Origin of the sequence: Achromobacter insolitus (assembly GCF_002209555.1) — a bacterium.
Classification (GTDB): domain Bacteria; phylum Pseudomonadota; class Gammaproteobacteria; order Burkholderiales; family Burkholderiaceae_B; genus Achromobacter; species Achromobacter insolitus.
The window spans coordinates 468,354-487,954 of record NZ_NJIF01000004.1 but is presented as its reverse complement, the minus strand read 5'-3'; the positions used below and the strand labels follow the sequence as shown (position 1 = coordinate 487,954).

The 19,601-nt window shown below is 65.7% G+C and carries 21 protein-coding genes; 8 read left to right on the top strand and 13 right to left on the bottom strand.

From position 1 onward, the window contains the following. Window positions 1-41: 41 nt before the first annotated feature. Window positions 42-893: a c-type cytochrome gene (locus CEY08_RS17365; RefSeq protein WP_076814868.1), complete on the bottom strand. Its 852-nt coding sequence runs from the start codon at window positions 891-893 to the stop codon at window positions 42-44. 16 nt (window positions 894-909) lie between these two features. Further along, window positions 910-1,365 (bottom strand): c-type cytochrome, encoded by a 456-nt coding sequence (locus CEY08_RS17360; RefSeq protein WP_232033811.1) that lies wholly within the window; start codon window positions 1,363-1,365, stop codon window positions 910-912. Between the two features lie 101 nt (window positions 1,366-1,466). Here CEY08_RS17360 and CEY08_RS17355 point away from each other — a divergent pair, with 101 nt between their 5' ends. The 6 genes from CEY08_RS17355 (at window position 1,467) to CEY08_RS17330 (ending at window position 8,085) form a co-directional block, all read left to right on the top strand. Further along, the gene (locus CEY08_RS17355) at window positions 1,467-2,444 is read left to right on the top strand and encodes a cytochrome c oxidase subunit II (RefSeq protein ID WP_076814866.1); all 978 of its coding nucleotides are present in this window, start codon (window positions 1,467-1,469) and stop codon (window positions 2,442-2,444) included. Continuing rightward, a complete protein-coding gene (locus CEY08_RS17350; protein WP_232033812.1) occupies window positions 2,441-4,987 on the top strand; it encodes a cbb3-type cytochrome c oxidase subunit I in 2,547 nt (848 codons plus the stop codon). The genes CEY08_RS17355 and CEY08_RS17350 overlap by 4 nt, the downstream gene beginning before the upstream one ends. Before the next feature lie 4 nt (window positions 4,988-4,991). Then, window positions 4,992-5,333, top strand: a complete 342-nt coding sequence (locus tag CEY08_RS17345; protein WP_076814864.1) for a hypothetical protein — start codon at window positions 4,992-4,994, stop codon at window positions 5,331-5,333. A 30-nt stretch (window positions 5,334-5,363) separates the two neighbouring features. Continuing rightward, complete coding sequence (locus tag CEY08_RS17340; protein ID WP_232033813.1) at window positions 5,364-5,735, top strand: four-helix bundle copper-binding protein; 372 nt, start codon at window positions 5,364-5,366, stop codon at window positions 5,733-5,735. A 56-nt stretch (window positions 5,736-5,791) separates the two neighbouring features. Then, window positions 5,792-6,190, top strand: coding sequence for a PRC-barrel domain-containing protein (locus tag CEY08_RS17335; protein WP_063641010.1), 399 nt, complete (start codon window positions 5,792-5,794; stop codon window positions 6,188-6,190). An 83-nt stretch (window positions 6,191-6,273) separates the two neighbouring features. Beyond that, a complete protein-coding gene (locus tag CEY08_RS17330) occupies window positions 6,274-8,085 on the top strand; it encodes a hypothetical protein (RefSeq protein WP_076814860.1) in 1,812 nt (603 codons plus the stop codon). Here the strand turns inward: CEY08_RS17330 and galU are convergent. Beyond that, window positions 8,082-8,930 (bottom strand): UTP--glucose-1-phosphate uridylyltransferase GalU, encoded by an 849-nt coding sequence (gene galU / locus CEY08_RS17325; RefSeq protein ID WP_076814857.1) that lies wholly within the window; start codon window positions 8,928-8,930, stop codon window positions 8,082-8,084. The two genes, CEY08_RS17330 and galU, sit on opposite strands and share 4 nt — an antisense overlap. Window positions 8,931-8,987: 57 nt before the next feature. Next, on the bottom strand, window positions 8,988-10,067 hold the full coding sequence (locus CEY08_RS17320; protein WP_063960733.1) for a mechanosensitive ion channel family protein: 1,080 nt from the start codon (window positions 10,065-10,067) through the stop codon (window positions 8,988-8,990). Window positions 10,068-10,187: 120 nt separating this feature from the next. Between CEY08_RS17320 and CEY08_RS17315 the strand changes: the two genes are divergently transcribed. Further along, the gene (locus CEY08_RS17315) at window positions 10,188-10,382 is read left to right on the top strand and encodes a hypothetical protein (protein WP_042794573.1); all 195 of its coding nucleotides are present in this window, start codon (window positions 10,188-10,190) and stop codon (window positions 10,380-10,382) included. Window positions 10,383-10,385: 3 nt separating this feature from the next. Here CEY08_RS17315 and CEY08_RS17310 read toward each other — a convergent pair whose 3' ends face one another. The 9 genes from CEY08_RS17310 to CEY08_RS17270 all read right to left on the bottom strand — a co-directional run bounded on the left by CEY08_RS17310 (window position 10,386) and on the right by CEY08_RS17270 (window position 18,646). After that, window positions 10,386-10,619: a hypothetical protein gene (locus tag CEY08_RS17310; RefSeq protein WP_042797239.1), complete on the bottom strand. Its 234-nt coding sequence runs from the start codon at window positions 10,617-10,619 to the stop codon at window positions 10,386-10,388. A gap of 96 nt (window positions 10,620-10,715) precedes the next feature. Continuing rightward, entirely contained in the window at window positions 10,716-11,282 is a 567-nt protein-coding gene (locus CEY08_RS17305) for a DUF4142 domain-containing protein (RefSeq protein ID WP_076817833.1), read from the bottom strand. A 90-nt stretch (window positions 11,283-11,372) separates the two neighbouring features. Continuing rightward, window positions 11,373-11,882, bottom strand: coding sequence for a CinA family protein (locus CEY08_RS17300; RefSeq protein WP_076814855.1), 510 nt, complete (start codon window positions 11,880-11,882; stop codon window positions 11,373-11,375). Window positions 11,883-11,932: 50 nt separating this feature from the next. Beyond that, entirely contained in the window at window positions 11,933-12,208 is a 276-nt protein-coding gene (locus CEY08_RS17295; protein ID WP_088607737.1) for a hypothetical protein, read from the bottom strand. A 76-nt stretch (window positions 12,209-12,284) separates the two neighbouring features. Continuing rightward, on the bottom strand, window positions 12,285-14,048 hold the full coding sequence (locus CEY08_RS17290; protein ID WP_076814853.1) for a gamma-glutamyltransferase family protein: 1,764 nt from the start codon (window positions 14,046-14,048) through the stop codon (window positions 12,285-12,287). Window positions 14,049-14,099: 51 nt separating this feature from the next. Continuing rightward, a complete protein-coding gene (locus CEY08_RS17285; protein ID WP_076814852.1) occupies window positions 14,100-15,110 on the bottom strand; it encodes a Bug family tripartite tricarboxylate transporter substrate binding protein in 1,011 nt (336 codons plus the stop codon). Window positions 15,111-15,231: 121 nt separating this feature from the next. Further along, window positions 15,232-16,212, bottom strand: a complete 981-nt coding sequence (locus tag CEY08_RS17280; RefSeq protein WP_223306519.1) for a tripartite tricarboxylate transporter substrate binding protein — start codon at window positions 16,210-16,212, stop codon at window positions 15,232-15,234. Window positions 16,213-16,229: 17 nt separating this feature from the next. Then, window positions 16,230-17,252, bottom strand: a complete 1,023-nt coding sequence (locus CEY08_RS17275) for a dipeptidase (protein WP_076814850.1) — start codon at window positions 17,250-17,252, stop codon at window positions 16,230-16,232. A gap of 65 nt (window positions 17,253-17,317) precedes the next feature. Continuing rightward, a complete protein-coding gene (locus CEY08_RS17270; RefSeq protein ID WP_063641025.1) occupies window positions 17,318-18,646 on the bottom strand; it encodes an NAD(P)/FAD-dependent oxidoreductase in 1,329 nt (442 codons plus the stop codon). 173 nt (window positions 18,647-18,819) lie between these two features. Between CEY08_RS17270 and CEY08_RS17265 the strand changes: the two genes are divergently transcribed. Then, window positions 18,820-19,581, top strand: a complete 762-nt coding sequence (locus CEY08_RS17265) for an IclR family transcriptional regulator (RefSeq protein WP_076814848.1) — start codon at window positions 18,820-18,822, stop codon at window positions 19,579-19,581. The last annotated feature ends 20 nt before the right edge of the window (window positions 19,582-19,601 follow it).

Below are 19,601 nucleotides of genomic sequence, written 5' to 3'. Positions count from 1 at the left end.
CCCAGGTCGCCCCGCAGAGCCCGCGGGAAAGGCGCGGCGCGTCAGTCGACCGGAGGCAATGTGTACAGGAAGGCTGCGATGTCCCGGGCTTCCTGTGCGCCCAGACCGAGGTCCGGCATGGCGGTGCCGGGTTTGAACGCGGCAGGGTCGCGCAACCAGCGTTCCATGCTGGCAGGCGTATTGGGTACGCCGCCAGCGATGTAAGGCCGTTGCGCGATGCCGGCCAGCGACGGGCCTACGTGATGGCGCGCGCCCGCAATTCCCGGGATGACGTGGCAGGTGGCGCAAAGGTGCTGCTGCAGCGCGGCGTGCCCCGCGATGGGATCGCCCGCGCGTGTTGCCGGCACGGGTGTCGCGGCCGCCAGGTCGGGTTGCGGTTCGTTCCCCTTGTCCCAATTGCGGTAGTCGGCGGGCGACAGGGTCGGCAGGACGCGCATGAACGCGACAATGTTCCAGATGTCGGCATCCGTCAGCCGGTACTGCCATGCCGGCATGCCGGTCATCTTTATTCCTTGCTGGATGATCCAGTAGATATCGGCCGCCGTGCGGTCCCGCGCCGTCGCCACCAAGGCGGCGGGCGCCGGGTTCAACCCCAGTGCGTAAGGTTCGGGCGCGATGCCGGGGGCGCCATGGCATTGCACGCAATGCTTTTGGAACAACCCATATCCCTCGCGCGCCTTGCGCGGTTCGTCCAGGTCAGGAACCTGGATGCCTGCCGCGCGGCGCTTTACTGAGCGGGTCTGCGCAACGTCCAGCACTTCATGCACCACGACGGTGTGCGAGCCGGTAGCGCTGACGTCATACCAACCGAAGACCACCATCGCCCCACCCAGCGCCGCGCCGGTTGCGGCGCAAGCCAGGATGGTTAGACCGGCTACTTTCCAGCTTTTCATGGCGGTGTCCGGAAGATCATGGGCGCCCGAGCAGAAATGCGGCGATGTCCCTGGCTTCTTCCGGTGTCAGACCCGTATCGGGCATGGCGGTAAGCGGGTTGATCGCCGACGGGTCGAGCAGCCAGCGCACCAGATTGTCCGGCGTGTTGGGCAGCCCCCCTCCCAGATAGGCTCGCCGGGGCACTTGGTCAAGCGCGGGGCCTACGTGCGATGCCGGGCCGCTCAGGCCGGGCACGGTGTGGCAGGCCAGGCATCCGCGTTCGGCGAGCAGTAACCGCCCGCGCGCGGAATCTGCTCCTGCCAATTGCTCAGGCAGGCCGAGAGGCGTCAGCGGCGGCCGGTCGTCTCCGCATGCGCCCAGCAGCATGAGGGCGACGGCGCCCAGAAGCGCCGGGGCAGGGCGAGTGATGTCGTGCAAAGCAGCGGCCTGTAGGAACCGAAAGAGAACCGAAAGAAGATCCAGGCTCAGCAACTGCCGTGCCGCGGCTCGGCCAGTGGGCATGGCGCATGCTGATGCAGGCCCGTCGCGGCCGTCTGGAGCCGTGCCAGTTCCCGAAAGCCGCACCCCTGGATATGCCCCCTGTTTCTCCGTTCGTCCTGGCCACGGCCTCGCCTGGCGCGTCATGGGCGGGTATGCACTCCGTGCTGCACCCGCGAGGGGAGGACGCGGCCCGCATCGCCGAGATCGGCTGGGTGCTATACGTGGGCGCGGGGCTGATTTTCCTGGCGGCTTCGATCATGTTGGGGCTGGCCATGTACGGCCCCGAAAAAGCCCGCGGCATGCTGCGCCGGCCCGCCCTGATCGTGCTGGCCGGCGTAGCGTTTCCGGTCGCTGTGCTGACGGCGCTGCTGGCTTACGCCCTGCAGTCGGCGGCAGCCAAGACGCGCGGCGCCGAGGCGGCCCTGCGCATCGAAGTGGCGGGCGAACTCTGGTGGTGGCGGGTCCGGTATCGCGATGAGGCGGGCGATCTGCTGTTTGAAACCGCGAATGATATACGCATCCCGGTGGGCGTCCCGGTAGAGATCCTGCTGACGTCCAGCAACGTCATCCACAGCTTCTGGGTCCCTTCGCTTGCCGGCAAGCTGGACATGGTGCACGGCCGGACGAACCGCTTGCGCATGCTCGCGCGCGAGCCGGGGGTGTTCAGCGGCCTGTGCGCGGAGTATTGCGGCGCCCAGCATGCCAAGATGCAATTCGATGTGCAGGCGCTGGATCCCGAGCAGTTCCGCGCGTGGCTGGCGGCTCAGCGTCTGCCCGCGAATGAAGCGGGAGCGGAATTGCGCGCGGGGGCCGGCGTCTTCCTGCGCGACTGTGCCCAATGCCACACCGTGCGGGGCACGGCGGCGGCAGGCACGCTGGGGCCGGATCTGACCCATGTCGCCAGCCGGCCCAGGCTGGCTGCCGGCGCGTTGCCCAACAACGCCGGGGCGCTGGCGGGCTGGGTCGCGGGCAGCCAGCACATCAAGCCGGGAAACCTCATGCCTGCCTTCGGGCATCTTTCGGGCGATGAACTGCGCGCCGTCACCGGCTATCTGGGGTCTTTGAAGTGACGGTGGATTCTCAGCCTGCCTCCGCGTCCGGCCCGCTGCCAAATTCGCTCCCGCGCCCGGACGGGGAACTCGAAGCGCTGCAGCGTGCATGGCGGCGTCCCCGGGGATGGCGCGCACTGACGGTCGTCAACAACACGTCCATAGGTCTGCTCTACATCGGCACGGCCTTGCTGTTTTTCCTGCTGGCGGGCCTGCTGGCGCTGATAATGCGCACCCAGCTGGCCGTGCCGGACAACCCGCTGATCGGGCACGCGCTGTACAACCAGCTATTCACCATGCACGGCACGGTGATGATGTTTCTGTTCGCGGTGCCGGCGGTCGAAGCGGTGGCCGTATTGCTGCTGCCGAATATGCTGGGCGCGCGCGACCTGCCATTTCCTCGTCTTTCGGCCTATGCATATTGGGCTTACGCCATTGGCGGCCTGGTATTTTTTTGCAGTATTTTCGTCGGCCTGGCCCCAGACGGGGGATGGTTCATGTATCCGCCGCTGACCAGTTCGGCATACTCGCCGGCGCTGAATGCGGATCTGTGGCTGCTGGGCATCGGCTTCATCGAAATCTCGGCGATCGCCGGTGCCATAGAACTGGCCGTGGGCATATTGCGCACGCGCGCGCCCGGCATGACCCTGGACAAAATGCCCGTCTACGCCTGGGTGATGCTGGTGTTTTGCGGCATGGTGATCGTGGCATTTCCGGCGGTCATCGTCGCCACCATGCTGCTGGAACTGGAACGCGCCTTCGACATGCCATTTTTCATCGTCGAGCGGGGCGGTGCGCCGCTATTGTGGCAGCACCTGTTCTGGTTCTTCGGCCACCCCGAGGTCTACATCATTTTCCTGCCGGCAGCGGGCATGGTGTCGATGATCATTCCGGCCATGACCGGAGCGCGCCTGGTGGGTTATCCCTTGGTGGTAGCGGCGGTCGTGGGCACGGGATTCCTCAGTTTCGGCCTTTGGGTGCACCACATGTACGCCACGGGCATACCAGAACTGTCCCTGAGTTTCGCCTCGGCCGCGAGCATGGCGGTATCGGTCCCGACGGCCATGCAGGTGTTCGCCTGGATCGCCACGATCGCCGCCGCGGTCCGCCTGCGGCCGCTGAAGACGCCCATGCTCTTCATTCTGGGCTTTTTCTTCACCTTTGTGCTTGGCGGCCTGACCGGCGTGATGGTGGCGGTCATTCCGTTCGATCTGCAGGTGCACGATACGTACTTCGTCGTCGCCCATCTCCACTATGTGCTGTTCGGGGGAATGGTGTTTCCGCTATTCGCCGCGTTCTACTACTGGATGCCCTTCATCAGTACGCGGCCTTTGTCCGAGCGCCTGGGGCGGTGGGCGTTCTGGATGATCCTCACGGGCTTTAACCTTGCCTTTTTCCCGATGCATTTCACCGGTCTGGCCGGCATGCCCCGGCGCGTGTACACCTATGCCGAGAGCCAGGGCTGGGCTGCGATGAATCTCCTTTCCACGGCGGGCGCCTATCTCATTGCCGCAGGTATCCTGGTGTTCCTGTTCGATCTATGCCGCCGCTTTCGCCCGACGTTGGGAGCGGGGGCAGGCAACGTGTGGGGCGCGGGCACCCTGGAATGGTTGCCCACCGATGCCTACGGTGTGCGCAGCGTTCCTTTCGTCACCAGCCGCGAGCCGCTATGGGACCAGCCGACGCTTGCCGCAGAGGTGGAGGCGGGCCGCCATTTCCTCCCGCATGCGCCGGGCGGGTTGCGTTCCACCCTGGTCACCAGCGCCGTGGACGCCCAACCGGATTATGTGTTGCCGCTGCCTGGCCCGGCCTGGTCGCCGTTGCTGGCCGCGCTTGGCACCGCGGGCTTTTTTCTGTTGCTGACGTTCAAGTTGCCCATGCTTGCCGGGGCTTTCGGATTGCTGGCGATGGTGTCGATCTGGCGTTGGCTCTGGGACGCGGATACGGGGCCCGACCGGATGGAAGTGGATATCGGGGCGGGCTTGCGCCTGCCCACGGCCTGCCCCGGCAGCGGTTCGCATTCCTGGTGGGCAATGGTCATGCTCGTGATGGTATGCGCGAGCATTTTCGGATCGCTGGTGTTTTCCTATCTGTTCCTGTGGACGTCCTCGCCACAAGGGTGGGTGCCCGCGGGCAAGGGGCAGGCGTCCGGGTGGCCCTGGCTGTCGGCGGCGCTGCTGGTTGGATCCGCGGCTCTCGTGGCCTGGGCCGGCCGCGGGCTGCGGCAGGACCGGCAGAGCCGCCTCAGATGGGGCGTGCCGCTGGCAATCATCCTGCTTGCGGCGTCCGTCGGCCTGGACGCACAGGCGCATTGGCGCGCGGGCCTGCGGCCGCAGGCATCCGCGTACGAAGCCTCGGTGTATGCGCTGGTGGGCGCCCAGGCCGCGTTCACGCTGTTTTCAACGTTGATGGGCGTTTTCTTGGTGGCGCGGTCCCTGGCCGGCAGGCTCACGTCCGCGCGGCGGGCCTGTTTCGACAGTACCGCCATGCTTTGGCATTACACGGTGTTGCAGGGGCTGCTGAGCTTGGGCCTGGTCCATGGCTTTCCGCGGTTGACGGGCTGATGCCATGAAGCGCCCGTCCTGGATCGAACTGCTGTACCTGGTGGCGGGGCCGGTTATTTGGCTGGCGCACTATCTGTTCATTTATCCCATCAATGCCATCGCATGCGCCCGCCACGTACTCACGGACCCCTGGTGGGGCTTGCCTGCTTCCTCATGGATCATCCTGGCCGCCAGCGTGTCGGCCCTTGCCGGCATGGCGGTGATCGCCCTGCATCAGCACAGGCGAGTGCGACGCCATGGACTGCCCCCATTCCATGGCGGGCTCACCGGCATGCTCTGTCTGTTGTCCGCGGCTGCGGTTGCATGGGAAACGTCGGCCGTCTTTATCGCGCCGCCGTGTGGCTGAAGCAGGGGGATTGGGCGACGGGAACGGCGCTTGCTGAAAGAGTCTTCTCGAACGGATCGCGAGGAGGACGAGATGCCAGGAGATGACAAGGAAATCGAGGCGTGCACGAGCCGTTGCCTGGACTGCTATCGGAGCTGTCTGCAGACAGCTTCTCAGCATTGCCTGGAAGCAGGCGGCGCTCATGTCGAGCCGGGGCATTTTCGCCTGATGCTCGCGTGCGCCGAGATTTGCCGCACGGCTGCCCACACGATGCTGGTCGGCATCGAGCAGCACGGCAGGATCTGCGCGGCCTGCGCGGAAATATGCCGGGCATGCGCGGAAAGCTGCGCGGGCCTGGACGGCATGAACGAGTGCGAGGAAGCCTGCAAGCGCTGCGCGCAGGCGTGCGAAAGAATGGCGTAGCGATATCGCCATACCCGTGGTTCAACGTGGGCATAGGCCCTGCAAAGGAGAAACGCATGGAGCATCAAACCAATATCGTCGGCGGCCCCAAGGATTCCGCGACCGGGCCCGGACCCGAGATCATGGCGGCGGACACCCTGGACGGCAATGACGTCGTCAACGCCGCGGGGGAAAGCCTCGGTTCCATCAAGGACATCATGATCGATGTGCCGAGAGGACGCGTGGCTTACGCCGTGCTTTCGCGCGGCGGCATTCTGGGCATGGGGGACAAGCTCTTCGCCATCCCATGGTCGGCGCTGACGCTGGACACGGACCGCAAGTGCTTCATCCTGAATGTCGACAAAGAGGCGCTGAAAAACGCCCCGGGCTTCGACAAGGACAACTGGCCCCGGATGGCCGATGAAACCTGGGCGCTGAGCGTGCACAAGTACTACAACCAGGATCCGTACTGGTAGAGAGCGGACCACGGAGGGCGGCCGCAAGCCGCCCTCTTGCTGTTTTCCCTTTCTCTTCCCATGCCGGTCGGCCGGCCTTTCCTATGCACACTCCCCTTACGTATGGCGCCGGCTTTCCCGGGCGTCCGGCCAAACTCGTGGAAAAGCGCCTGGCCAGGCGTACGCCCGTTCGTCTCGGCCGCCACGCGGCGCCGCTCAACGGCTTCACCTTCCATGCGCCCGCCAGCCTGGCGGCGCGGGTGCAGCGCCGGATCGATCAGGCCGAAAGCGAGGCCTGGATGGCGCGCCTGTGGAGACGCGATGCGACGCTGTGGACGGGCAACGACGAAGGCCGTTGGCTCGGCTGGCTGCATCCGGGCGCGGCACCCCGAGAGCTTGGCCGCATGGCGGCAATCTGCCGCAAGTTGTGCGTCGCCGGATTTTCGGACGCGGTATTGCTGGGCATGGGGGGCGCGAGCCTTGGCGCCGAGGCGCTGGCCCATACGCTGGGCATGGGCGGCGGAGGCCTGCGCCTGCACGTCCTGGATTCCACTGATGCGGCGCAGGTGCGCGCGGTGCAATCCGCGGTGGACCTGACGCGCTGCCTATTTGTCGTGTCGAGCAAATCCGGCTCCACGCTGGAATCGCGCATGCTTGCCGCCTACTTCCATGAACAGGTGGCCAGGCGGCTTGGACGACAGGAGGCGGGAACACGGTTCGTCGCGATCACGGATCCCGGCTCCGCGATGCTCGCCCAGGCGCGGGACGAAGGTTACGCCGCCGTGTTCGAGGGCGAACCCTCCATAGGCGGGCGCAACTCGGTGCTATCGCCGTTCGGATTGGTTGCGCTGACCTTGCTGGGCCATGACCCGGCAGCATTCCTGCGCGACACCCGCCCTATGTTGCGCGCCTGCGGGGCAGAGGCGCCGGCGCGCGCCAATCCTGGCCTTATCCTTGGCGCGTTGCTGGGCGAAGCGGCGCTGGATGGCCGGGACAAGCTCACCCTTCTGGCTGCCCCAGGGCTTGAACACCTGGGATGCTGGCTGGAGCAGCTATTGGCGGAATCCACCGGCAAGAACGGGACGGGCATCGTGCCCGTCGATCACGAGCCGCCGGGAGACCCCGAGGATTATGGCCGCGATCGGATGTTCGTCCACTTGGCGAAAAGCGATGCGCCCTGTGTCGAGATGGACTTGCGCATGCGACGGCTGGCGGAGGCGGGATTTCCCGTGTTGCGGTGCGAGCTGCCATCCGCCCGTCTGCTGGGCCAGGAATTCTTCCGGTGGGAGGTGGCCACCGCCGTAGCGGCCGCCGTGCTGCACGTCAATCCTTTCGATCAGCCCGATGTGGAGGCCAGCAAGGTGCGCACGCGAGCCCTCGCGTTGCGCCATGAAGCCGGCACAGGCTTGGCCGAGGGCGTGCCCCTGCTGGTCGAGGGAGCGCTTGCTTTCCATGGCACGGAGGGTGGCGCGACGGCGATCGACCTGCTGGCATCGCATATTTCAGGCCTGGACGAGACCGGCTACGTGTCGTTGCTGGCTTATATTGCCCGCAATGAGGCCAACGAGGCCTGGCTCGCCGCCATGCGATGCCGGTTGCGGCAGGCGACCGGCGCAGCGACCATGGGAGGGTTCGGCCCGCGCTATCTGCATTCCATAGGCCAGCTGCATAAGGGCGGGCCCCCGGGAGGCAGATTCCTGTTCATTACCGCGGACGTCGCGGTGGACCTGGAAGCCCCCGGACACGCCTTGGGTTTTGCCGCGACGCAGCGCGCGCAAGCGCTGGGCGACATGGAGGAGTTGGTGTCGCGCGGCCGGCCTTGCCTGCGGGTGCACATCGCCGGGCCCATCGAGGCCGGCCTTGCCCAGTTGGCCGGCCTGCTGGACCAGGCGATGCAAGGCGCAGCCGTGCGCTAGCCGGTCTGATCGCCGCTCAGGCCGTGGTACTTGCGGCCGATCTCCATGGTCGCTTGATAGAAGCCCGCCTTGCTGCCGCAGTCGTAGCGGATGCCTTCGTATTCATATCCGAAGACTTTCTTCTCGCGCAGCAGGGCGGCGATGCCGTCGGTCAACTGGATCTCGCCGCCCACGCCAGGCTGCGTCTGGCGCAGGCAGTCGAAGATGCGCGCATCAAGGATGTAGCGTCCCACCACGGCCATATCCGATGGCGCGTCGGCCGGGGCCGGCTTTTCGACCATGCCGTTTAACCGCAGCACGCCGCGAGCCTGGGCTGACCCCGACACTATCCCGTATTGCGCGCTGTTGGCGCGCGGAATCTTTTGCAGCGCGAGCACGCTGCCGTCGAACTCCCGCGCTACCTTGGCCATTTCCCCGATCACCGGCGCCGGCGCATCGATCATGTCGTCGGCCAATAGCACCGCAAAGGGTTCCGAGCCGACGATGGGCGCCGCGCACAGCACCGCGTGGCCCAGGCCGAGCGCGGCAGGCTGACGCGTATAGAAGCAGTTGACGTGAGCGGGGAGCACATTGCGGACGCAGTCCAGCAGAGCCACCTTGTTCTTGGATTCCAGGTCCAGCTCCAGTTCCGGAACCCGATCGAAATGGTCTTCGATGGCGCGCTTGTTCCTGCCCGTGACGAACACCAGTTCAGTAAAGCCTGCGGCGACGGCCTCTTCCACCGCGTACTGGATGAGAGGCTTATCGACGACGGGCAGCATTTCCTTGGGCATGGCTTTGGTGGCGGGAAGAAAGCGGGTGCCCAACCCGGCCACGGGAAAAACGGCGATACGGATGCGCTTCATTAGAGCCCCTTGTTTGTGCGGTAGCGGGGTAGCGCAAGCCCCGTGCCCAAGGGCGGTTCAGCTATCGTCCGGCTCTGGTGCTACGGACGCGGACAGGTGCACAATGCGCTCGGGCAGGGCAAGCGAAATGCCTGCCGCGTCCAGTTCGCGCATGATGCCCAGATTGATATCCTGCTGGATATCCATGTAGCGGTTGTAGTCGGCGGTCATGACGTAGTAGACGGCTTCATATTCGAGCGCGCTGTCACCCAGGCGAGCCAGATGGGCCCGGTCGAAGCGGGTATCGGCCTGGCTTTCGATCCGGGCTCGAATCAACCCAGGCACCGTTGCGGCAAGCTCCACGCCTGTCATGTAGGTGACGCGGACGGTGAAAACTATGCGCCGTTGTTGCATGCGTTTGTAATTCTGGATCGTCTGCTTGAGCAGTTCGGTGTTGGAGCAGACGATCTGCTCGCCGCCCAGGCTGCGAATGCGCGTCGTCTTCAAGCCAACGTGCTCGATACTGCCGGCCACCTGTCCAAAGACGATGAAGTCGCCCGCCTCGAAGGGCTTGTCCAGCCCGATCGAGATGGAGGCGAACAGATCGCTCAGGATGGTCTGCACGGCCAGCGCGACGGCGATGCCGCCTATGCCCAGGCTGGCGACCAGCGCCGTGATGTTCACGCCCAGGTTGTCCAGCATGGCCAGCAGGGCGATCACCGACACCAGCGTGCGCAGCAGGAATCGGAACAGGGTAGCGGTGACGGTGCTTGCCTGCCCGCGCGAGGCCAGGGCATGGTCGAGCCCCACGTCGACCGCGCGATCCAGCCAAAGCGCAAGCTGTAGCGTCAGTAGAACGAACCAGAGGTGTTGGGCGCTGCTTCCGCTCCAGGGCAGCGGCGCACCCGTGATTTCGGCGCCAATCAGAATCGACAGGATCAACAGGACCGCGCTGTTCGTGCGCCGCAAGACTTCCGAGAGCGAGCGGGCCAGGGGGTGGCCGGGCGCATCGGCCCGTTCCCGCAGTCTTGATCGCACGATCCGCAAAGCGGCGCTTATCGCGAAGAACAGGGCCGCGCCCACCGCGAGCGCCAGGGCCCAAAGCATCAGAGGATGGTCCGAAAATTCCCGGAAGCCTGGAAGCCAGGTTGAGAGCATGCCGTCTCCTGGGTTGAAAATGGCGTGGCAGCAACTGCCGTGCCGCTCGTGCGCGGCCATGGGCACGTTGCTTGCTGGTATGGGCGAAGCTGCACCCCATCAGCCTTCCGGAGTAGCGTCATGGATAAGTTCGAACGTAATGCGGCGGCGTCCGCCGAGGTGTTGAGCGAAGGTGAACTGAGGGCGAGGCGCACGCTTGAAGCGGCGCGGCGTCTGCTCGATCCGGAAGCGGAACCCATAGCGCCCATTTCGTCGGTCGAGGCCGAGCTCAAGCGCTACGTCAAGGAGGCGTATCGCAGGCGTTCATACAGCTGAGCGTCACGGCTGCTGCTCGTCCCAGACCGACATGTGCCGGTACTGTTCGGCCCGCGCCAGCGTGCGGTAGAAATCCGCTCCGACGCGTATCAGCCTTTCCATTTCTTCTTGCCGTAGCCTGGGCTGCAGCGCAGCCAGGCATTCGGCATAGTTGGCCAGTACCTCGGGCCACTCATGGAAGTCCCGATCTGTCGCCGGCGTGGCGATCATTTGTGCCAATAGTTCCTCGCGATCCATATATATGTCCCGCAGCAAGCCTGCTGGTTGTAAACACGTCCGCAGTTTGCGCGTCGCTCCCTCCCGGAGGGCGAGCCCTCCGGGACGGCCTGCGTGCTACTTCTTGGCCGCATCGATGCGCTGTTGCATTGCAGTCGCCATTTCCAGGTGCTGTTGAAGTACCGGCAGGGTTTCGATGGCGAACTGTTTGACGTCCGGGTCCTTGACGTCGTTCGAAGCTCTCTCAAAGAGCTTCACCGCATCCTGGTGCGCGGATACGCCAATCTCGTCGACATACGCCTTGTCGAAACTGTCGTCGCGCAAGCCCAGCGCCTTGAGCTTGGCCTGCTGGACCAGTGAAGGCTCGGTCGGCGCCTGATAACCCTTGCTTTGCGCCAGCGAGGCCAGCTTCTGCCCGGCCTTGCCATGGTCATCGATCATCTTCTGGGCAAAGGCCTTCACGTCGGCGTCACGGGCTTTTTCCAGGGCGAGCTTGCTGCCGGCGACCTCCAGATTGCCGGCTTGCGCGGCGTTTTCGAGGAAGTCGCGGTCGGCGCTGTCCAGTTTCGATTCCGCTGCGGCCGGTGGCGTGGCAGGCGCCGTCTGCGTCTGCGCCTGGACCGCCGGGGCGGCAGCCAGCGTCATCGTGGCGAGGAGGGTGGCGGTCAGGTAACGGGTTTTCATGGAAACCTCCAGAATAGGGCGCGTGGCGCCGTTGATATCGGGCTGTTCCCCCTTTGCCAGCAATCGCTGTTCCTGCGGGCCTGCCGCGTCTTAGCGCGGCTTGGGGTTGCACCAGAGCTCGGCGTGGTAGTCGGCCAGGCGCTGCAGGGCGTACCGGGCGCTGGCCAGCCGCATGGCGTTCCGACTGCCCGAGAAACGCCGGGTTTCGGAATAGACCGCCGGCGCGGCATCGGCATGGCCTGTCTTGAAGACCCAGGCGAAGCATTGCGTGCCCGCGGGAATGTCGTCGTCGATGTCGTCGGTGACTCCCGTGTTCGATATGGCGATGAGCGCGGGGCTTTTCCGCGAAGCGCCCAGCGCCATTTCCCTGGCCACCGGTTCGCTTGTCAGGTTGTGCCGCGCCAGCGTGGCGGACGAGACTCCGAGGCAGCGCATTTTTGCCTCCGGGGAATAGACCACGAAGGCGCAGTCCAGCAATGAACCGGCGCCCGGCACATCCGCCAGCGTCGCGGCAATCAGGCCGGCCGTGCAGGATTCCGCCGTGACCAATGTCAACGCGTGTTCATGCATGTAGCCGGCAATCCGTTCGATGGCGTCCATGGGGGCTGCGGGCTCCCTGTATCAGTGTGCAATGGGCTCTGCGTCCGGGCTCAGCCTCCGTTGCGCACTGGGTCGGGGGGCTTGCGCGATACGCCGGCATGTCGCGCGTCGGTCACGTGGTCCGCGCCGATGTCGGCTCCCTCATGGTCGCGGTCTCGCGGATTGGCACTTTCCCGGTCGCCCGTCCCCTGGGCGTCGCTGTCGGTATGGACCAGATCCCGCGGCAAGTCGCTGGCGGAGTCGGACGAATCGCTGGGGCCGACGTCCGGCCGGGGAGAGTCGCCGGTTCCCGGGTCGGGAAAGGAAGTTATGGGCATGTTTGGCATGATGGTTCTCCGGTGGGCGCCATAGGAGCCCTTTGCCGGTTTGCGCAGCAAGCGGCATGCCTGACGCCGCGGCTCCCTACCAGCCCGCCGCGTAGGCCGGCCGGCGCGGGTCCGCGCCGCCCCAGCGGACGCCAGTGTCCAGGTCGTGCCTGACCATGCACACTGCTCCGGCGCGCCAGCTGTGCCCAGGCCACCATTTGACCGTGTGCCCCAGCGCGGCCAGCTGGTCGCCGGCGTCGCGCGCGATCAGGTCCTCGATCATCAACCGTCCAGGCATGGCGTTGTGCGGTTCGAACGACGACGGAAAGCTGAAGGTCGCGAAGCGCGGCGCTTCGACCGCTTGCTGCACATCCATGCCGAATACTTCCATGTTCAGGAAGGTCTGCAGCATGGCCTGGCATTGCACGTCGCCGCCCGGCGTGCCGAATGGCATGACGTACGTCCCCGGCTTGATCGCCAGCGACGGATTTGGCGTCAGCCGCGGACGGCGGCCTGGCCCGATGGCGCAGGGATGTCCGGCTTCCGCCCAGGATTGACTGCCTCGCCCGGAAGCGCAGATGCCGGTGCCGGGAATGACGGGAACGTTGTAGGAGCCGTCGCTGGGCGTGGCGGAAAAGGCGTTGCCCTCCTTGTCTACGACCGCGACGTAGGAGGTGTCCAGGCGCGGATCCGTGCGCGCCATATCGTCGGGACCCGCCGCGCGCAGGTCGATATCGCGCGCCAAGGGGAGGCGACCCGCTGGCGGCATCTCCGGCCCTGCGCGATCGGGCCTGATCAGGGCCAGGCGCGAACGCGCATATTCCTTGGACAGCAGGGCTGCTTGCGGCACGCGGGCGTGGCGAGGATCGGCGTAATGGACTTCGCGGTCAGCGAATGCCAGTTTGATGGCTTCGGTCAGCAGATGCACGTAGGGGGCGGAGTTATGGCCCAGGGCGCGCAGTTCGCACGGCTCGAGAATATTCAGCATCTGCAGCAGCGAGGGGCCCTGGCACCAGAAGCCGCAACTGTGCACGCGCGTGCCGTGAAACTCGGTGGATAGCGCCGGTTCCACCTCGACGGAGAAGCCGCGCAGGTCCTCGTGGGTGATCAGCCCGCCTTCTTCCCGGTGATACTTGACGATCGCGGCGGCGATATCCCCTTCGTAGAATGCGCGGCGAGCCGCCGCCAGGCCTGCCAGCCGGCCGGCATCCCGGTGCGCGCGCTCTTCGTCGGCCATGTATTGGATGCTGCGCGCCAGATCCGTCTGGCGGAAGACCTCTCCCGCCGCGGGCGGCTTGCCGCCCGGCAGGTAGATGGCGGCGCTGGAAGCCCAGCGGGCGTAGTTCTTCTCGTTTTCGGCCAGCACTTCCGCCATCAGCGGGTACATGACGAAGCCTTCTCGCGCCAGCTGGATGGCGCTGGCTGCAACCTCGCCAAAGCTCATGGTGCCGAAGCGCTCCAGCGCGGTGATCCAGGCGTCGGGGGCGGCCGGTATGACGGTGCGCAGCACGCCGGCCGGAATCGTGCCCGCGTGCTTGCCCAGGAATGTTTCCAGGCGCGCGGCTTCGGGCCAGTACCCCAGGCCGGAGATGCTCCACACCTGGCGGGTCCGGGCCTGATAGACCAGGATGGGCGCCACGCCGCCGAAGTTGACGATGTCGCTTTGCACCACGCCCAACGCGATGCCCGCGGCAACGCCTGCGTCGACAGCGTTGCCGCCCGCCTGGAGGACGTCCATGCCGGCCTGCGTGGCCAGGTAATGGCCCGCCGAGACCATGTGGTTCAGGCCGGTGAGCGCGGGGCGCATCGAAGTGGGCGCGCTGCCGGCGGTCAGGTCCGGGGCGTAAGAGGAATTGGCCATCGAAATCTCCGGTCGCAAGCGGTTCCCGCTTGCCTGTGCGGGTTCAAAGAATCACTGCGGTTTGATGCCCAATTTCTGCGTCACATCCTGCCAGCGCTTGAACTCGGCCTGCAGATAGCTCTTGAATTCAGCGGGGGAGCTGCCTTCCACCATGACGTCCCGCGCTTCCAGGGCATTGCGCACGTCAGCGCTGGACAAGGCCGACTTCGTGGACCGGTACAGGGCGTCCACGATTTCCGGGGGCGTACCCTTGGGCAGCAGCAGGCCGTACCAGGAACCGCCGACCAGGTTTGGATAACCGCCTTCCTTGGCGGTGGGGATCTCGGGGGCCCGGGCGAGGCGTTTCTCGCTGAAGACGGCCAGCGCCTTCAGCTTGCCATTCCGGATGAAGGGCAGCGTGGTGCCCGGCGTATCGAGCGTGTACTGGACCTGACCCGCCATGACGTCGTTGAGCAGCGCCGCGCTGCCTCTGTAGGGCACGTTCGTGGTCTTGATGCCCGCGTCCATGTTCAATTGTTCGGAGAAGAAGAAATTGGCGGTCATGATCCCCGGTGAGGCGTAGTTGACCTCGCCGGGGCGATTGCGGGCGTAAGCCACCAGTTCGGGCAGCGTGTTGGGCGGGAAAGCCGGGTTGGCGACCAGGATGAAGGGGCCGCCGCCGATGAAGGTGACCGGGATCAGGTCGTTCATGGGATCGTAGGGCAGATCCTTTACCGTGAGCGGCGCGCCAGTCAGTGGCGAGGCCGTCGCGAAAAGCACGGTGTAGCCATCGGGTTCGGAGCGGACCACCTGCTGGGTCGCTATGGTGCCGCTTGCGCCCGCGCGATTCTCGACGACGACCGGCTGCTTGAGTTCCTGGCCCAGTTGTTGCGCGACCATGCGCGCCACGGTATCCGTGCCGCCGCCCGGCGGGTATCCGACTATCAGGCGTATCGGCTTGGCAGGCCAGGTCTCGGCCTGCGCCGCTGCAGGGTGGGTAGCGGCCAGCACGCCAGCGAGGCCGCACAGGGCAAGCAGCGTGCGGCGGCGTAAACGAGAAAGGGCAGGTGCGCGAATAATCATGGATATCTCCTGGACTCTTCTTGCGGGCCGATACCGTGGCGGATGTCGGCTGTTGTCGGTTCCAGCGCGGCCGCAGGCCGGGGTGGTCCCGGCCGCGGCGGCGCCGTCGGACCCTGCCGGACTATTTGTTCGCGGCCAGTCCCAGTTTGCGGACAATCTCCGCTTCCAATGCGTACTGCTGGGCGGCATAGGCCGCGTAGTCCTTGCCGTCCATGTAGACCAGTTCCTGCCCGTACTGAGTCAGGATCTGTTTGAAGGCGTCCGATTCCGCCACATGCTTGAAGACGGCATGCAGCTTGGAGACGACGGCTGGCGGCATGCCTTGGGGACCAGCGATCCCGAAAGGCGCGTTGGCCGGCGGCGTGCCGTCAAGCTCGTGCAAGGTGGGCGTGTCGGGATATTGGGCGCTGCGTTGTTCGCCCCAGGTCACCAGCATCCGCATCTTGCCCGACTGCACCAGCGGCTGCACGGTGGTCGATCCGGCATACGCCGTCACCTGGCCTCCCATCACCGCGGTCAGCACTTCGGATTCTCCCTTGTAGGGGATATGGCGCCACGTTACGCCGTTGCGCCCGGCGATCTCTTCCATCATCACGTTGGAGGCGCTGCCGACGCTGGCCGTGCCGTAGGTCACTTCATTGGGGTGCTGCTTGGCATAGCCGATGAACTCGGCCCAGGTCTTGTGCGGGGAGCTCGCAGGCACAGCCACGCCGAGCGTATAGCCGCTGAGCATCATGACGTAGGTGAAGTCGCGCGTCGGGTCGTAGCCCATGTCCTGGATGTGGGGCATCCGGTAGACCGGACTGGGCAGCACGGCCAGGGTGTAGCCGTCGGGACGCGCGGTCTTGATCGCTCGCGCGCCCATGGTTGCGCCAGCTCCGCCGCGGTTTTCAATGACAATGGGCTGGCCCAGTTCGGGGGCGGCGAGCTCCGCGAATTTGCGGATCACGATGTCGGTGGACCCTCCTGCCTGGTAAGGCACGATGATGTGGACCGCATGGGCAGGATAGGCGGGGGCGGCAGCCGCGGACATCGGCGCGGCGATGGCCGCGCCGGCAAGGGCGAGGGCGGCGGTGAAGTAGCCGTGAATACGCATGTTCATGGTGATTTCCTATGGATTCAGGCGGCGGCCCAGGCTTGCGCGAGCGCGCGCTGGAAGTTCCCGCCCAGCACACCCAGGATCTGGCTGTCCGTCAGTCCGGCCGCGTGCAGCGCGTGGGTGAAGGCGGGGAATTGCGCCGGCGTCGGGGTTTCGACGGGATAGCGCGCTTCCATCACGTCGCCAAAGGCGTCGGAGAAGTCGCCGCCCGATTTGGCGTATTTGGTCCGCGACATCACCATCACGTGGCGCACCGCCTCGTAGGTGTCCACCGACGGAAAGTCCGTGCCGATGCCCACGTGCTCATAGCCCACCAGTTCGCCGATGTACTTAACGTTGGCGACGAAATCCGACAGCAGGGGTTGCTGGCGCGGGTCGCCCCGCCAGCTCAGATATGCATGGATGCTGCAACCCACCACCCCGCCGGTCGCGGCGACCGCCTTGATGACCTCGTCCGATTTGTTGCGGGGCCGCTTGATCACCGCGTTGGCATTGGCATGGGTCAGCAGTACCGGCTTACTGCTGTGATGGGCGGCGTCCAGGCAGGTTTGGGGCGCGCAGTGGCTGAGGTCGATGGCGATGCCGACGCGGTTCATTTCCTCGACCATTTTCAGGCCGAGGTCGCTCAAGCCGGCGTTGCGCTTTTCCAGGCAACCGTCACCCAGCAGATTGGCTTCGTTGTAGGTCAGCTGGATGACGCGCATGCCCAGTTCATGAAACAGGACGACGCGATCGATCTGGTCGCCCAGCGGCTTGCCGTTCTGCCAGCCCATGATGACCCCGAGCTTGCCCGTCTGCTTGGCGCGGACGATATCCTCTGGCGTTTCCACGAGCAGCCAGGAAGAGTCCGGCGCGGCGCAGCGCTGGCGCCAGGCCATGCAGTCGCGAAGCGCTTGCTCGAAGTCCGCGCCCATGTCGCTGACGGTGACGTTGATTGCACTGACGCCGCCGGCCAGCATGTCGCGGGTGCTGCCGTCGCTGAAGAAGACCAGGCCGTCGATGACGGTGGCGCGGCGATGCAGATCGGCGCTGTGGCTGTCCATGAAAGAATTCCCCTGTGGTTGGATGAGTTGTTGGAGGCTGGCGCACGGCAGGACGGCGGCGGCCGTCATGTGCCGTAGCGGCCGTAGCGGAATGGGTGCAGATCGACTGCCGGCGTTTGGCCCTGGATCAATCGCGCCATGGCTTCGCCGGCCGCGGGGCCGATGCCGAAGCCGTGGCCCGAAAAGCCGGAGGCCAGGTACAGGCCGGGCAGGCCGGGCACCGCGTCCATGACGGGCATCGCGTCCGGCGTGACGTCGATGTATCCCGCCCAGGACTGCGCGATGCGCGCTTCGCGGAACGCGGGAAACGCCTGGACCAGCCTGCGCCAGGCTTGCTCGACACCGCGCCGGGATGGCTGCGGATCCAGCACGCGATGCCGCTCGAAAGGCGACACGCGGTCGGCCGGAAAGCGGCGCGGGATCTTCAGCTCCTCGAAGAAGCGTTTGCCAAAGCGCAAGCGCACGAAACCGCTGTTGGCTCGCCACGTGCTGAAGAAATGAGGCATCAGCCGGAAGGTGTCGGGCACCACGTCGGCCATCGACGCGCCGAACTGCGATACCGAGTAGCCGCCGTCGGCCCGCTTGCGGCAGGTGAAATTCTTGCCATTGATCGCGGCCAGCGGTCCGGTGTCGAGAGGCGTTGTTCTCAGCACCGACCCGCGGACCTTCAATTGCGGGAAATCCGCGCCCAGGTTGCCGCAGAAAAGCCGCGACCAGGCGCCCGCCGCGACCAGTACGGCCTGGGTTTCCACGCGGCCGTGTTCGGTCAGCAGGGCGGATACGCGGCCCGCGCTGCGTTCGACGCCGCGCACGGCGCAGCCTTCGAAAACCTGCGCGCCCGCGGCGCGGGCCAGCGTCGCGATGGCTCGCGTCGCGAGTTGCGGTTCGGCCACCCCGTCCGTGGGGCTGTACATGGCGCCGGTCCAGGAGCGCCCGGTCGCAGGCAGCATTTTTCGCAACTTGCGGTTATCCAGCAGGCGGGCGTCCACGCCATATTGGCGCGCGCCGTCGATCCAGGCCTGATGGCCCGCCGCGTCCGAGTCGTTTTCCTGAAGGTAGAACATGCCGTTGCGGCGAAATCCGACGTCTATTTTGTCCTGGATCTCGCCCCAGAGCTGGTTCGCCCGTTGCGCCAGGGGAACTTCCGGCAGGTCGCGCCCCAGGGTGCGCACCCAGCCCCAGTTGCGCGACGATTGCTCGCAGGCCAGCGTGCCTTTTTCGAACACGGCGACCCGAAGCCCGGCGCATGCAAGGGAGTAGGCGGTACTGATGCCGATGATGCCGCCGCCGACGATGGCGACGTCGACGGCAGCCGGCAGCGCTACCCGGTTCGAGGCCGACGTTGCGGGATTACCGGTGGCGGATGCCGGATCTTGAGAGGAAGACGCTTGCATGGCAGCCCAATTTGTTGGATTATCGCTATTCGATAACAATATACGTATATCGATAAGTTTTGGTTTTTATACTGCTCGCGGGACGGGGCGGCAACGTAGGGTTTCCCTGGGCCCTTGTCGCTTTCGGGTTTTTTGCGGACAAAATCCGCTCCTGCCACACACACGGAATCTGCATGTCTGAACCTTCCGCCTTGATGATCCAGTCGCTGGAAAAAGGCCTGGCCGTACTGGAATCCTTCCGCGGCCACGCCTCTTTGAGCTTGCAGGAGATGGCCCGCGAAAACGGCATTACCATCGGCTCGGCGCAGCGCGTGGCATACACCTTGGAGAAAACCGGCTATCTGTCCAAGGATCCGCGCAGCAAGCGCTACAGCATGACGGTCAAGGCCGTCGGGCTGGGCTACAGCTATCTGTACCGGCAGCCCTTGTTCCAGCACGCGCACGCAGTGCTGCACCAGGTCAACCAGGAATGCGGAGAGATCGTCAACCTGGCGGTGCCCGAGGGCGACAATATGGTGTTCGTGATGCGCGTCGCGCCGGCCCGGCATATTCCCGAGTACATGCCCGTGGGCACGCAGATACCATGCATTGCGAGCGCGTCGGGGCGCGCGTTATGGGCGCTGTTGCCGCCCGATGAACTCGATCTGAAGCTGCGCAGCATTACCTGCGTCAAGCACACGCCGCGCACCACCACCGACCTCGCCACGTTGCGCGCACTGATCGACGAAGCCAGGCGCGACCAGTACGCCTATGCCGACGAAGAGTTCTACGCCGGAGACCTGAACGTGGCAGCCGTCATCCATGGCGACAACGGCGATCCGCTAGGCGCGCTGAACATCTCCGTGCCCAAGCCGCGCTGGTCGCTGGAGCGCGCGCGCGCGGAACTGGGGCCGCTGGCGATCCGGGCGGCAAGAGCGATCAGCAAGCGCAATTGATGCGCGCCGGCCAGCCCGCA

Bases quoted from the DNA above. Each gene is read 5' to 3' on its own strand.
- CEY08_RS17330 (WP_076814860.1), top strand. From the start codon at position 6,274: ATGCACACTCCCCTTACGTATGGCGCCGGCTTTCCCGGGCGTCCGGCC.
- CEY08_RS17320 (WP_063960733.1), bottom strand. From the start codon at position 10,067: ATGCTCTCAACCTGGCTTCCAGGCTTCCGGGAATTTTCGGACCATCCT.
- CEY08_RS17280 (WP_223306519.1), bottom strand. From the start codon at position 16,212: ATGAACATGCGTATTCACGGCTACTTCACCGCCGCCCTCGCCCTTGCC.
- CEY08_RS17275 (WP_076814850.1), bottom strand. From the start codon at position 17,252: ATGGACAGCCACAGCGCCGATCTGCATCGCCGCGCCACCGTCATCGAC.
- CEY08_RS17310 (WP_042797239.1), bottom strand. From the start codon at position 10,619: ATGGATCGCGAGGAACTATTGGCACAAATGATCGCCACGCCGGCGACA.
- galU (WP_076814857.1), bottom strand. From the start codon at position 8,930: ATGAAGCGCATCCGTATCGCCGTTTTTCCCGTGGCCGGGTTGGGCACC.
- CEY08_RS17305 (WP_076817833.1), bottom strand. From the start codon at position 11,282: ATGAAAACCCGTTACCTGACCGCCACCCTCCTCGCCACGATGACGCTG.
- CEY08_RS17345 (WP_076814864.1), top strand. From the start codon at position 4,992: ATGAAGCGCCCGTCCTGGATCGAACTGCTGTACCTGGTGGCGGGGCCG.
- CEY08_RS17270 (WP_063641025.1), bottom strand. From the start codon at position 18,646: ATGCAAGCGTCTTCCTCTCAAGATCCGGCATCCGCCACCGGTAATCCC.
- CEY08_RS17315 (WP_042794573.1), top strand. From the start codon at position 10,188: ATGGATAAGTTCGAACGTAATGCGGCGGCGTCCGCCGAGGTGTTGAGC.
- CEY08_RS17295 (WP_088607737.1), bottom strand. From the start codon at position 12,208: ATGCCAAACATGCCCATAACTTCCTTTCCCGACCCGGGAACCGGCGAC.
- CEY08_RS17355 (WP_076814866.1), top strand. From the start codon at position 1,467: ATGCCCCCTGTTTCTCCGTTCGTCCTGGCCACGGCCTCGCCTGGCGCG.
- CEY08_RS17285 (WP_076814852.1), bottom strand. From the start codon at position 15,110: ATGATTATTCGCGCACCTGCCCTTTCTCGTTTACGCCGCCGCACGCTG.
- CEY08_RS17290 (WP_076814853.1), bottom strand. From the start codon at position 14,048: ATGGCCAATTCCTCTTACGCCCCGGACCTGACCGCCGGCAGCGCGCCC.
- CEY08_RS17265 (WP_076814848.1), top strand. From the start codon at position 18,820: ATGTCTGAACCTTCCGCCTTGATGATCCAGTCGCTGGAAAAAGGCCTG.
- CEY08_RS17300 (WP_076814855.1), bottom strand. From the start codon at position 11,882: ATGGACGCCATCGAACGGATTGCCGGCTACATGCATGAACACGCGTTG.
- CEY08_RS17365 (WP_076814868.1), bottom strand. From the start codon at position 893: ATGAAAAGCTGGAAAGTAGCCGGTCTAACCATCCTGGCTTGCGCCGCA.
- CEY08_RS17335 (WP_063641010.1), top strand. From the start codon at position 5,792: ATGGAGCATCAAACCAATATCGTCGGCGGCCCCAAGGATTCCGCGACC.